The 12,856-nt window shown below is 30.5% G+C and carries 11 protein-coding genes; all 11 read left to right on the plus strand.

Translation table 11 applies throughout. From position 1 onward, the window contains the following. The 11 genes from ALEK_RS02425 (at position 1) to ALEK_RS02475 (ending at position 12,855) form a co-directional block, all read left to right on the plus strand. The gene (locus ALEK_RS02425; RefSeq protein WP_071626405.1) at positions 1–639 is read left to right on the plus strand and encodes a GntR family transcriptional regulator; all 639 of its coding nucleotides are present in this window, start codon (positions 1–3) and stop codon (positions 637–639) included. A gap of 26 nt (positions 640–665) precedes the next feature. Further along, the gene (locus tag ALEK_RS02430) at positions 666–1,577 is read left to right on the plus strand and encodes a DMT family transporter (RefSeq protein ID WP_228146270.1); all 912 of its coding nucleotides are present in this window, start codon (positions 666–668) and stop codon (positions 1,575–1,577) included. 200 nt (positions 1,578–1,777) lie between these two features. Beyond that, a complete protein-coding gene (locus ALEK_RS02435; RefSeq protein ID WP_071626404.1) occupies positions 1,778–2,011 on the plus strand; it encodes a hypothetical protein in 234 nt (77 codons plus the stop codon). After that, on the plus strand, positions 2,011–2,670 hold the full coding sequence (locus ALEK_RS02440; protein ID WP_071626403.1) for a hypothetical protein: 660 nt from the start codon (positions 2,011–2,013) through the stop codon (positions 2,668–2,670). Before ALEK_RS02435 ends, ALEK_RS02440 begins: the two co-directional genes overlap by 1 nt. A gap of 42 nt (positions 2,671–2,712) precedes the next feature. Next, positions 2,713–3,837 carry a branched-chain amino acid ABC transporter substrate-binding protein gene (locus tag ALEK_RS02445; protein WP_071626402.1) on the plus strand — a complete coding sequence of 375 codons (1,125 nt, stop codon included), beginning with the start codon at positions 2,713–2,715 and terminating at the stop codon, positions 3,835–3,837. 14 nt (positions 3,838–3,851) lie between these two features. Beyond that, positions 3,852–4,754 carry a branched-chain amino acid ABC transporter permease gene (locus ALEK_RS02450; protein WP_071626401.1) on the plus strand — a complete coding sequence of 301 codons (903 nt, stop codon included), beginning with the start codon at positions 3,852–3,854 and terminating at the stop codon, positions 4,752–4,754. Beyond that, a complete protein-coding gene (locus tag ALEK_RS02455) occupies positions 4,754–5,719 on the plus strand; it encodes a branched-chain amino acid ABC transporter permease (protein ID WP_071626400.1) in 966 nt (321 codons plus the stop codon). The genes ALEK_RS02450 and ALEK_RS02455 overlap by 1 nt, the downstream gene beginning before the upstream one ends. Next, a complete protein-coding gene (locus ALEK_RS02460) occupies positions 5,719–6,498 on the plus strand; it encodes an ABC transporter ATP-binding protein (protein ID WP_071626399.1) in 780 nt (259 codons plus the stop codon). The genes ALEK_RS02455 and ALEK_RS02460 overlap by 1 nt, the downstream gene beginning before the upstream one ends. Then, positions 6,498–7,220: an ABC transporter ATP-binding protein gene (locus ALEK_RS02465; RefSeq protein WP_071626398.1), complete on the plus strand. Its 723-nt coding sequence runs from the start codon at positions 6,498–6,500 to the stop codon at positions 7,218–7,220. Before ALEK_RS02460 ends, ALEK_RS02465 begins: the two co-directional genes overlap by 1 nt. 134 nt (positions 7,221–7,354) lie before the next feature. Beyond that, positions 7,355–10,924, plus strand: a complete 3,570-nt coding sequence (locus ALEK_RS02470) for a bifunctional proline dehydrogenase/L-glutamate gamma-semialdehyde dehydrogenase (RefSeq protein WP_071626397.1) — start codon at positions 7,355–7,357, stop codon at positions 10,922–10,924. A gap of 221 nt (positions 10,925–11,145) precedes the next feature. Further along, positions 11,146–12,855, plus strand: a complete 1,710-nt coding sequence (locus tag ALEK_RS02475) for an FMN-binding glutamate synthase family protein (protein WP_071626396.1) — start codon at positions 11,146–11,148, stop codon at positions 12,853–12,855. Position 12,856 lies beyond the last annotated feature (1 nt).

Consider the following 12,856-nt stretch of genomic DNA (forward strand, 5'->3'; position numbering starts at 1 on the left):
ATGCCAGAAAATAATTTATCAGCAAAAGCTTATAAAATTTTAGAAGAATTAATAGTTACATTAAAATTAGAACCTGGTAAAACTTACTCAGAAAAAGAGTTAATGGCTGTATCAGATATTAGTAGAACTCCTTTAAGAGAAGCTCTATTAAAATTATCTAATGAATCGTTAATTAATATAATTCCAAGACGTGGAATTGAGATATCAGATATTAATATGACAAATCAGTTAGCAATACTTGAAACAAGAAGAGTTCTTGATAGTCTTCTTATTTCAAGAGCAACAAAATATGCTACGACTTTAGAGAAGAATAAAATATTAGAATTTAAACAACATATGAAAGAAGCTGTTAAGAACAAAGATGTAAAAGAGTATTTAAGAAATGATAAATTACTTGACCAAACTATCTTTGATACAGCAAGAAATGAATATGCAGCAAATGCAACGGCTCCTTTACATATAAGAAGTAGACGATTTTGGTATTACTTTAAAGGTGTAGATGATTTAGAAGCATCAGCAAAAGTGCATATGGATTTAATTGATGCAATAATTCAATCAGATGAAAAGAAAGCTATAGATTTATCTGACAGAATAATTAACAATCTTGTTGAGGTAGTAAAGAAATATATCAATATTTAATTACTTAAGAGGTGATTAAATAAAATGTGCTAGAATTCCGATTATTTATAATAGGAATTCAAATACAAAAATTAGCTTACCGGTATGCCTTAATTGCAATACTTCTTTGGTCTACCGTTGCAACAGCATTTAAAATTTCATTACAATATTTGTCTCCAGAAGAACTAGTATTATTCTCATCACTTGTTTCAACACTTGTACTTTTTGCAATAGTTGTATATCAAAAAAAACTCTCAGATGTAAAAACACACTTCAAAATTAATTATAAACGGACAATCTTATTGGGAGCTATAAACCCTTTTTTGTATTATCTCGTTTTATTTAAAGCATATGATTTATTACCTGCACAAGAGGCTCAGGCAATAAATTATACTTGGGCATTAATGTTAACTTTCCTTTCTGTAGTATTCTTGAAAGAGAAATTAACGATGAGCGATATAGTTGCTGGTATTATTTGTTATTTTGGTGTTTTAGTTATAGCAACAAAAGGTGAAGCTTTTTCTCTGAGTTTTTCTAATATGGATGGAGTAATGCTTGCATTATTGTCAACAGTTCTTTGGGCTATGTATTGGATATTAAATGCCAAAGCTAAAGTTGATCCAGTAGTAGGGTTATTTTCAAACTTTATAGTTTCAATGCCTATGATTATAATCTATTATCTTTTAACTCAACCCTTAAGATTACCAGAGTTAAGTGGCTTTATAGCCGCAGGATACGTGGGTTTATTTGAAATGGGTATTACTTTTCTTTTCTGGTTAAAAGCTATGCAAACTGCAACTTCTACATCAAAGATTGCAAATTTGATTTTCATTTCGCCCTTTATATCTTTAATCTTTATATATTTTATTGTTGGTGAAAAAATTAATGTATCAACAGTACTTGGATTATGTGCCATTATTTTTGGTTTAGTAATTCAACAATCAAAACTATCAAAATAAATCCCAATTTTTTTACTCAAGATTTAGTTAAATAGCATTAAAATAGCAATTGTAACAATATTGTAACAAATGTATAAGATGTGTACTATTTAAGTATATATCTTAAGTTTTATTTAAGTTTTACTGTGAAATAATGACTAAAGAAAAAAAGGTACTACTTTTTGTAGTACTAATTTAAAATTATAAAAAGTTGACTTATTATGGCGAAGCAAAAAAATAAAAGAACAGTTATACAAAAAGTGATTAACAATCATTTAAAAGGTAATAAAAAAGAGATTTCTCAATTAACGATAAAAATTGATAAAAGATTAGATAATGCCTTAGTAACATTAAGTCAATCTTTGAATTTGTCAAAAAATAAATTGATTGAAGAAATTCTTTTTGAAAGCGGAAGTATAGAAGAAGTTGATGAAAATTATATAGGTGATGAATAATGAATAGATTTCCTCCTCAAAACGAGATTATTGATTCAATTTTAAAAGGTATGATTACAGCTAAAACAAATTATACTTTTTGGACAGCGGATGAATTATATTTATCTTATGCCCCACCTAAGTTTTTAACTATTCATGTATCTCAAGAGATTGCAAAGCTTGAAAATTCACCTGAAATTTTCATTGATGCAACAATTGCAGATATATTAAGATGTTCACTACCTAAAAGAGACTCTTTTAGATGGTTTATGAGTGAAAACAATATTACTCAAGATGTTATTTGTCTTACTTTAGATGAAAGATTTGAGCATAAAAGTGATAATGATTCAATCTCAAAAGTAATAATGAGTATTCGAAATGGTGTTAGAAATGCACAAGATGAATATAAACATGATATTGATCTTATATGTAAGATGTTATCTAGAGATAAAAAAGAAGAATCAACACTTGATTATGGTGTTTTTGCTTTTTATTTAGATATCTCAAACACAGCTAGAAAAAAATCAACTAGAAGAATTGAAGAGATTGTTGAGTCTTTTGACAAAATAGTAGCTTCACATAAAAATTTAAAATCAAGTTTCAAAGGAGGCGATATTAATATCATCGAAAACATCGGCGAATGGTGTGTAGGTTGCTATGTAATTGAGCCTACATTTTAGACAAATTAGAATCAAAAAACAAATTCAATTAAGGAGAGATATATGAATTTAAAAAAATTAACTGGTGCTTTAGCACTTAGTGCTGTTGTAGCAAGCTCATTAGTAGCTGCTGATACTGTTAAGATTGGTGTTCAAGCACCAATTACTGGAAAGTATGCAAATGAGGGTCAAAGTATTGAAAACTTTGTAAAATTAATTGCAGATGAAAAGAATGCCGCAGGTGGACTTTTAGGTAAACAAATCGAAGTTATTACTTGTGATGATGAAGCTAAAGCTCAAAAAGCTGCTGTTTGTGCTAAGAAATTAGTAAATGCTGGTGTTATTGCTGTTATTGGTTCGTACACTTCAGGTGCTACTGAAGCTGCTCAAACTACTTACTACAGAAACAAAGTATTACAAACTTCTGATGGTACAAGTGATTCTTTAATTAAAAGAAAATATTGGACATTCTTTAGAAACTCATTCCCAAATTCATCTCAAAGTGATTTTACAGCGGAATATATGGTAAATGATAAAAAATACAAAAATATTGTAGTTTTATCTGATTATTCTTCATACTCAGCAGGTCTAGGTGATGCAACTGAAGCTTCAGTTAAAGCTCTTGGTGGAAATGTAGTATTCAGAGGTAAAATCAAATCTGGTACTCAAAACTTTACAGCAATGTTAACAAAAGTTAAAGCAATGAAACCAGATGTAATTTATTACTCAGGTTACTATACTGATGGTGGATTATTAAGAGCTCAACAACAACAATTACAAATCAATGCTGATTTCGTTGGTGGTGATTCAAATGACAACCCTGATTTCTATAAATTAGCTGGTAAAGCTGCTGAAGGTACTGTTTTAATTAACTTCCCAACTCCAGAAATTTTACCATATGAAGTTGCTAAAAAATATTTAGCTGCATATAAAGAAACATTTAAAATGAACCCACCATCAATTTGGCCAGTTACAAACGCTGATGGATTAAGAGCAGTTATTGAAGGTATTGAAAAAACAAATTCTTTTGATACTAAGAAAATTTCTGATTATATTAGAAATGATATGAAAGATTTCCCAGGTATTACAGGTCCTTTTAACATCAGAGCTGATGGTGAAAGAGTTGGTGCTAAATTCGTAGTTTATAAAATGAAAAACGATGGTACTAAGAACGTAGTTTCTGAATAATTAAGGCTTAAAAAATGGATATTTTTCTTCAACAGTTAATTAATGGTTTAACTATAGGAAGTTTATATGCATTAGTAGCTTTAGGTTATACAATGGTTTACGGTGTGATGAAGTTAATCAACTTCGCACACGGTGACCTTGTTGCCTTTTCTGCTTATGTTGGACTTACTATCTTTACTCAGTTTTATGGATCAAATGCACTAAATTTAGTGAATATTGTAATTGTATTTTCTTTAACAGCAATTGTAGTGGCTTTTGTGGGTGTTCTTCTTGAGCGTCTTGCATATAGACCTTTAAGAACGGCACCAAGATTAAGTGCTGTAGTTTCAGCGCTTGGAGCTTCATTAGTAATTCAAAATGGAATTATGTTGATTTGGGGTCCAAATATGGAAATCTTCCCAGCGGATGTATTCCCAGCAACATCTTGGAACTTTGGTGGTGTAATTATTTCATTTACACAATTAGTTATTTTAGTACTATCAGCTGTATTAATGATAGCACTTTATATTTTCATTAATAAAACAAAAATGGGTACAGCAATTAGAGCTACTGCAATAGATCAAGATGCTGCAAAACTTATGGGTATTAATGTAAATAGAATTATTGTAATTATATTTGTTGTTGGATCTATGTTAGGTGCTATTGGTGGTTTATTCATCGGTATTTACTATAGAGGTTTAACATTTGATATGGGATGGTTATATGGATTAAATGCCTTTATCGCTGCTATTATTGGTGGTATTGGATCTATTCCTGGAGCTATGCTTGGTGGTTTATTACTTGGATTATTTAATGCAATGATTGCAGGATATATTTCAACTGAATGGGCTGAAACATTTACATTTATTTTATTAATTGTAATCCTTATCTTAAGACCTACGGGACTTCTAGGTGAAAAAACGGCGGAGAAAGTATAATGAATAGAACTACAAGTATCGCTACATTATTCTTAGTAGTAATGGCAGTTTTTCCATTTTTAGTTGATTCTGCTTGGTTAAGTATTGGTATTACATTTTTAGTATTTGCAGTTGTAGCTTTCTCTCAAGATATTATTCTAGGACGAGCTGGTATTTTCAATATGGGTCATGCTATTTTCTTTGGTATGGGTGCATATACGACGGCAATTTTAAATGTACATTTTGGATTTGAAATTATTGCAACTATTCCATTTGCAATTATCATTCCAGTTATCTTCTCAATTTTATTAGCAGGTCCAATTATCCACTTAAGAGGGGATTACTTACTTGTTGCAACTATTGGGTTTAATATTATTTTTGAACAAGTTTTATCAAATGATGTATTTGGTTTAACTGGTGGTCCAAATGGTATTTTTGGTATTGATGTAGTTAGAATTTTTGGATATGAATTATATTCTGATACTTCTATTTATTATATTGCATTTGGTTTATTACTGATTACTTTATTAATCATTAGAAACCTTGATACTTCAAAATATGGTAGAGCATTATATTACATAAACAAAAATGAAATTGCAGCAAAATCTATGGGAATTAATATCTCATATTACAAATTATTTGCTTTTGCTTTAGGTGCTGCTATTGCAGGTGCTGCAGGTGCTGTGTTTGCTATTCAGTATTCAGCTGTAAGTCCTGAGTCATTTAACTTTATGCAATCAGTTATGTTCTTTGCAATTGTACTTGTTGGTGGATCTGCATCCTTACCAGGAATTATTATTGGTACTTTCGTAATGTTCGTATTACCTGAGTTATTCACTGAATTTAAAGAATCAAGATACTTAATCTTTGGTGCTGCAATGGTATTAACAATGATTTTAAGACCAAATGGTGTATGGCCTGCGAAGTTTGGAAATATTCCATCTTTCTTAAAGAAAAAAGTAGCTAAACAAGAGGAGAGTAAATAATGAAATATGTATTAGAAATTGAAAACGTTTCAAAATTCTTCCATGGATTAGTTGCTATTGATGATTTAACTATTAAGGTTAAGCCTGGTCAAATTTATGGGATTATTGGTCCTAATGGAGCTGGTAAAACTACACTTTTTAACTGTGTAACAGGGATTTATACTCCTGAGCAAGGAACTATTAAATATAAAGGTGAAGATATCACTGGAATGGAACCTCATAAAATTGCTCAAAGAGGAGTTTTAAGAACTTTCCAAAATATTAGATTATTTAAAGAAATGAGCGTTGCTGAGAATATTATCGCAGGAACTCATACTAAGTCTAATCAAAAATGGTACCACTCAATTGTTCATACTCCTGCTTACAAAGCAGATGAGTTAAAACATTGGAAGAAAGTAGAAGAGTTAATGGAATTCTTTGGATTAAGTGCATATGCAGATACTCCAGCTGGAGATTTATCATATGGAAATCAAAGAAAAATTGAAATGGCTAGAGCACTTGCTGCTAATCCAGAGATTTTAATTTTAGATGAGCCCGCAGCTGGTCTAAATGAAAATGAAACAATTGAATTAACAAACATCATCTTAAAAATTAAAGAGATGGGTCTTGGTATTATGATGATTGAACATGATATGGAAATGGTAATGAAGTTAACTGATTACATTACTGTTATTAACTTTGGAAAAGAAATTTCTCAAGGTTTACCTTCATTTGTTCAAGATGATCCAAGAGTTATTGAAGCTTATATTGGAACTGACGATGATGAGGAGGAAGAATAATGGTTAATAATGAAATCTTATTAGATATAAAAGACCTTCATGTATCTTATGGTGCAGTATCAGCTATTAAAGGTATTAGTCTTAAAGTTAGACGTGGAGAAGTAGTTACAATTCTTGGTGCTAATGGTGCTGGTAAAACTACAACTTTACAAACTATTTCAGGTCTTTTAAAACCAAAATCTGGACATATTGTTTTTGATAAAAATGATATTACAAAATGTGAAGCACATGATATTGTATCTTTAGGTATGTCTCACTCTCCAGAAGGAAGAAGAGTTTTTGGAATCTTAACAGTTGAAGAAAACTTAATGATGGGTGCTTATACACTTAAGGATCATGATAAAGAGACTTTAGAGTGGATTTATGACATTCTTCCAAGGTTAAAAGAGAGAAGAAAGCAACTTGCAGGAACGCTTTCAGGTGGTGAGCAACAAATGCTTGCAATTGGTAGGGCAATTATGTCTAAACCAAAACTATTAATCCTTGATGAACCATCTTTAGGATTAGCTCCAATTTTAATTAAAGGTATTTTCAAAGCTGTTAAAGAAATTGCCCAAAGTGGAGTAACTGTTTTATTAGTAGAACAAAATGCAAAAGCTGCTTTAAAATTAGCAGACAGAGCTTATGTACTTGAAGTAGGTAAAATTACTCATGAAGGTACAGCTGAAGAATTGTTAAATTCAGAGACGATTCAAGAAGCATATTTAGGTAAAAAACATTAATTAAGAAAAAAGAAGAAAAATAAGTAGATAGAGGGACAAACTTGGCGGTTCCTTCCCTCTAGAGCACATTTAAAAGCGTGCGCTCTAAGCTACTTAAAATTTATTTAAAAACCAATTAAATTTAAGGACAACCGATGAGAAATGAACAAGAACTTATAACTTCATCAATAAGATTAGCAGAAAAATGGCAAAACAGAGCAACTGAGCTTGTTAGTGACTTCGATAGAGAATTCTATGTAAAAATGAATAAGATGTTAGAACATCCAAAAGATAAAGCTTTATTAATTGAGCTTATGGATCAGTGTTTTAGAGCTGAATCTAATGCAAGAATTGCAAATCAGATTATATTCTTATTAGAAAAACATGGGATGGCACATTTCTTTACAACAAAAGATAAAACATTATTATATCTTTTCCAAAATATAGGAAAGTACCTACCAAATTTATCAGTTCCAATGTTTGTTAATCAAATTAGAGAAGATACTAAAACTGTAGTAATTAAAGGTGAAGAAGACATCTTTAACGCACATCTTAAAAAAAGAAAAAGCGAAGGTACTAGAGTAAATATCAATCTTATTGGTGAGGTTGTTCTTGGTGAAGAAGAAGCTGATGAAAGAATGGAAAAATATTTAAAAGCAATTGCTAACCCAAATGTTGATTATCTTTCTATTAAAATTTCAACAATTTTCTCTCAAATTAATCCTTTAGATTTCGATAAAACAGTAGCAATTTTAGTTAAGAAATTAACTAAAGTATATGCACAAGCTCAAAAGCATCCATATATTGCACCTGATGGAACTAAGTCAAATAAATTTATTAACCTTGATATGGAAGAGTATAGAGATTTAGCTATTACTGTTGAAGTATTTAAACAAACTTTAGATTTACCACAATTCAAAGATTTCTATGCTGGTATTGTATTACAAGCATATTTACCAGATTCTTTCCTATGGCAAAAAGATTTATGTGATTGGGCAAGAACTAGAGTACAAAATGGTGGCGCTGCAATCAAGTTTAGACTTGTAAAAGGTGCTAACATGGAGATGGAAGAAACTGAAGCATCTCAAAAACACTGGGAAATGGTAACTTACGTTGATAAAGCGGATACTGATTCAAACTACAAAAGAATGGCAAGATATGCTTTAGAGCCAGAAAATGCTCCTTATATGCATATAGGAACTGCTTCTCATAACTTATTTGAATTAGCTTATGCTACAACAATGGCAGAAGTGAATAAAACAGGTCAATACCATACTTTAGAAATGTTAGAAGGTATGAGTGAGTCTGCAAGACTTGCAATTAAAGAAATTTCTAAAGAAGTAATTTTATATGCACCAACTGCATCTAAAGAGCAGTTTACAAATGCTATTGCATATTTAGTAAGAAGACTTGATGAAAATACAGGTCCAAACAACTTTATTAGATATTCATTTGGATTAACTGTTGGTTCAAAAGATTGGAAAATGCAAGAGAGATTATTTGTTGAGTCTTTCGAAGTTGAAAAAACATCTTTTGTTGGTTCTAAAAGAACACAAAATAGATTAGAAGAAAAATGGGATGATTTCTCAAACTCATCTTTTGATACAAACTCTTACCACCCAGAAGCTGATACTGACTTTATTTTAGAAAAGAATCATGAATGGGCTAGAAATATTGTTAAAAAATGGAAACATAATGCCAATACTGTTCATACTATTGCTCCTGTAGTTGTAGGTGGAGAAGATTTAGTTGGTGATAGAAAAGTTTATGATGCAATTGATAAATCTCAAATTGAAAACAATGTACTTGCTGGTAGATTTGCAATGGCAAATGAAGCTGATATTAAAAAAGCAGTACAAGTAGCAAAAGATGATGTTGATGGGTGGAGAGATTTAACTCATGCACAAAGACATGAATTATTAAAAGCTGCTGCAATTAAATTTAGAGAGCGAAGAGATGACTTAATTGGTGTTGCTGCTGCTGAAGTTGGTAAAGTATTTACAGAAACTGATGTAGAAGTTTCTGAAGCAATTGACTTTATTGAATTCTATGCTCATTCAGTTAGACATTTAGACGAATATGAAAACTTAGAGTTATCAGGTAAAGGTGTTGGTGTTGTAGTACCACCATGGAACTTCCCTGTAGCTATTCCTGTTGGTGGAGTATCATCTGCATTAGCAGCTGGTAATACAGTTATTATTAAACCAGCATCTGTTGCTGCTTTATGTTCATATGAAATGTGTAAATGTTTCTGGGATGCTGGAATTTCTAAAAATGTTTTACAATTCCTTCCTTGTCCAGGGGCACTTGCAGGTGAGCATTTAATTCCTAATAAAGATATTGATTTCTTAATTTTAACAGGTGGTGAAGATACAGCTGCAACTATGTTAGAAACTAGAAATGATTTATTCTTATCAGCTGAAACTGGTGGAAAAGATGCAACTATTGTTACAAATATGGCAGATAGAGAACAAGCGGTTAAAAATGTATGTCAAAGTGCATTTGGTAACTCAGGTCAAAAATGTTCAGCTACTTCATTATTAGTTTTAGAAGAAGAAGTATATAACGATGCAGGATTCAAAAAAGCTTTAATTGATACAGCAGCTTCTATGAATGTTGGTTCTATTTGGGATTTCCAAAATAGAATTGGTACATTAGCAAATAAAGTAAGTGGTAACTTAGAAAAAGCCTTAAATGAATTAGAAGGTAATGAAACTTGGGCTTTAAAACCTGAATACGTAGATAACAACCCTTATTTATTAAAACCATCAATCAAATGGGGAGTTTCTGAAGGAAACTTTATTCATATGAATGAATTATTTGGACCAGTTTTAGCTGTAATTAAAGCAAATGACTTAAAACATGCAGTTAATATTGTAAATGCAACTGGATATGGACTTACTTCTGGAATTGAGTCTTTAGATGAAAGAGAAGTAGAGTACTGGAAAGAAAACTTACAAGCTGGAAACCTTTATGTAAATAGAGGAACTACTGGTGCAATCGTTCTGCGACAACCATTTGGTGGAATGGGTAAATCAGCAATTGGTGCTGGTAGAAAAGCTGGTTTCTATAACTATGTAACTCAATTTGTTGATGTTACAGAGAAAAAAGCTCCTGTAACTACTAAAAAATATAATAATGATTTAACTAGATTTATTGATAAATGTAAGTCAAGTCAAAATAATAAAGAAGATTTTGAAAAATTAGCTGTTTCATTACAATCATACCTTGCAAACTTTGATTCAGAATTCTCAATTGCAAAAGACTATGCAAATGTTAGAGGGGAAGATAATCACTTTAAATATATTCCACTTGACAATGTATTAATTAGAGTATCTTCTGATGATACTATTTTCGAAACAGTTTCTAGAATTTTAGCTGCTAAAGTAGCTGGTGTTAGATTCAAAGTTTCTATTGAAAATAATAAATTAGTTCATTCATTCTTAGCTAATGCAAAAGAATTATTTGGATCAAGAGATGGTTTAGTAGAGCAAACTGAAAAAGAGATGATTAGATCAATTGCTAACTTTGATAGAGTAATTTATTCTGATATCTCTAAAGTATCTGATATGGTATTTAAAGAGTCAAGTGAGTCTTTAACATTTATCGTTAGACAAAAACCTATGATGGAAGGAAGACTAGAGCTTCTTAACTACTTTATTGAGCAATCAATTTCTCATTCTTACCATAGATATGGAAATATTGGGGCTAGAGAATTAAACTAATATATTTAATAAGAGAGTTTTCTCTCTTATTATTTAAATCTTGCAGTCCACATATCGCTTCCTAAATTTAAGATTTGGACTGCAAGCTTTGAATAATAAGAATCATGTATGCCCAAAAATTAGCATATCTCAAGAAAAAACTTTATAAATAATATTAATTAAATCAACACAAATTCGTATAAACAATCAAAAAATAAATTAAAACTAATTAGGAAATAAAAATGGGAACTGGAATAATAATATTTTTATGTCTAGTGATTATTGTAATTGCATGGTATATACACGATAAATACGTACAAAGAACACATCAGATTTTAGTTAATTATCCAATAATAGGAAGATTAAGATTTGTATTTCAAGAGTTTAGAGAACCTTTTAGACAATATTTTGGGGATGAAAAATTTTATGAATCTATGGATAAATTAGACTGGGTTTATAACGCATCAAGAGATAAAGTAAACTTCTCTTCATTTTCACCTTCACAACCATTACCTAAACCAAAATTTATGTTAAGACATACAAATATTGTTTTAAATGATAATGAAGTAGATAATGAATTTAACGTAACATTTGGTGAGAATAGAGAGAAACCATTTGTTTCAAATTCTATGATTGCACGTGCTCCTATGAGTGATGGATCTATTTCTCCTGAGGGTACTAGAGCCTTTGTATATGGGGCTAAAATGGGAGGTTTTCCTATTAACTCAGGTGAGGGTGGATTAACTTCTAACTTTTTTGTAACTCATTATGATTATGATAAAAAATATATGAAAGAAGTTAGAGGAAACTCTTTTGAATATAAGATATTTAAACTTGCTAAATTTCTTTTTAATGACCCAGTTGCTGTGGATTTTTATAGAAAAATTGTATTTAAAAAAGATTTAGAAGCTGATACTTATGTTTTTAATAAAGAAAAAGAGTGCTTTTATAGACCAAATTGGGAAGCTCCAATTGAGAACTTTCCAAAAGAAGTTCCATCTGATATGGCTGATATTATCTTACAAATTAGTTCAGGTCTTTATGGAGTTAGAACTAAAGATGGAAAGTTTGATATTGAACGATATAAAAAGCAAATGAGCTTTTGTAAGATGACAGAGATAAAAATAGCTCAAGGATCAAAACAAACAGGTGGAAAATTAATAGCAAGTAAGGTAACTCCTTCAATTGCTTATTATAGAAATATTGAAGCACATAAAGACGCCTTTTCCCCTAATAGATTCCCTTATGCTAATACAACAGAAGAGTTATTTGATTTTATTGGAACACTTCAAGAAGCATCAGGAAAACCTGTAGGAATTAAGATTGTAATTTCTGATTACAACAATATTGTACCAATAGCAAAAGAGATTAAAAGAAGAGCTGATTTAGGTTTATCTTATCCTGATTATATCTCTATTGATGGAGGAAGTGGTGGTAGTGCTACTGCTCCTTTAGACATGATGGAGAGAATTGGTATGGATATTAGAGATGCTTTATATTTAGTTGATAAGGTACTAAAAGATTATGGGGTTAGAGATAAGGTTAGAATAAGTGCTAGTGGAAAAATACTTACTCCTGATGATGTAATTATTACTTTATGTTTAGGGGCTGATTTTGTACAAATTGCTCGTGGGTTTATGATGAGTGCTGGATGTATTAGAGCGCGATATTGTTCTGGTGCAGGAGAACATCAATGTCCAGTGGGACTTGCAACCCAAGATATTAAAAAAAGAAAACATTACTTTGTAAAAAAACATTCAGAGTTTATTAAAAATTACCATGCCAATATTTTAAAAAGTATGAAAAGTTTATTAGCAGTAATGGGATTAAAAAATATAAAAGAGTTAGATAAAGATAAGTTGATATTTTTAGATATTGATTCAATAATCCATGATGATATGGATGAACTATTTGAGCGTAGAATCTCAATAAAACAAAAAGAAGAGAAGTGAA

Origin of the sequence: Poseidonibacter lekithochrous (assembly GCF_013283835.1) — a bacterium.
GTDB lineage: Bacteria > Campylobacterota > Campylobacteria > Campylobacterales > Arcobacteraceae > Poseidonibacter > Poseidonibacter lekithochrous.

Coding starts and splice junctions, on each gene's coding strand:
- ALEK_RS02475 (WP_071626396.1), top strand. CDS start 11,146: ATGGGAACTGGAATAATAATATTTTTATGTCTAGTGATTATTGTAATT.
- ALEK_RS02445 (WP_071626402.1), top strand. CDS start 2,713: ATGAATTTAAAAAAATTAACTGGTGCTTTAGCACTTAGTGCTGTTGTA.
- ALEK_RS02440 (WP_071626403.1), top strand. CDS start 2,011: ATGAATAGATTTCCTCCTCAAAACGAGATTATTGATTCAATTTTAAAA.
- ALEK_RS02435 (WP_071626404.1), top strand. CDS start 1,778: ATGGCGAAGCAAAAAAATAAAAGAACAGTTATACAAAAAGTGATTAAC.
- ALEK_RS02425 (WP_071626405.1), top strand. CDS start 1: ATGCCAGAAAATAATTTATCAGCAAAAGCTTATAAAATTTTAGAAGAA.
- ALEK_RS02455 (WP_071626400.1), top strand. CDS start 4,754: ATGAATAGAACTACAAGTATCGCTACATTATTCTTAGTAGTAATGGCA.
- ALEK_RS02450 (WP_071626401.1), top strand. CDS start 3,852: ATGGATATTTTTCTTCAACAGTTAATTAATGGTTTAACTATAGGAAGT.
- ALEK_RS02470 (WP_071626397.1), top strand. CDS start 7,355: ATGAGAAATGAACAAGAACTTATAACTTCATCAATAAGATTAGCAGAA.
- ALEK_RS02465 (WP_071626398.1), top strand. CDS start 6,498: ATGGTTAATAATGAAATCTTATTAGATATAAAAGACCTTCATGTATCT.
- ALEK_RS02460 (WP_071626399.1), top strand. CDS start 5,719: ATGAAATATGTATTAGAAATTGAAAACGTTTCAAAATTCTTCCATGGA.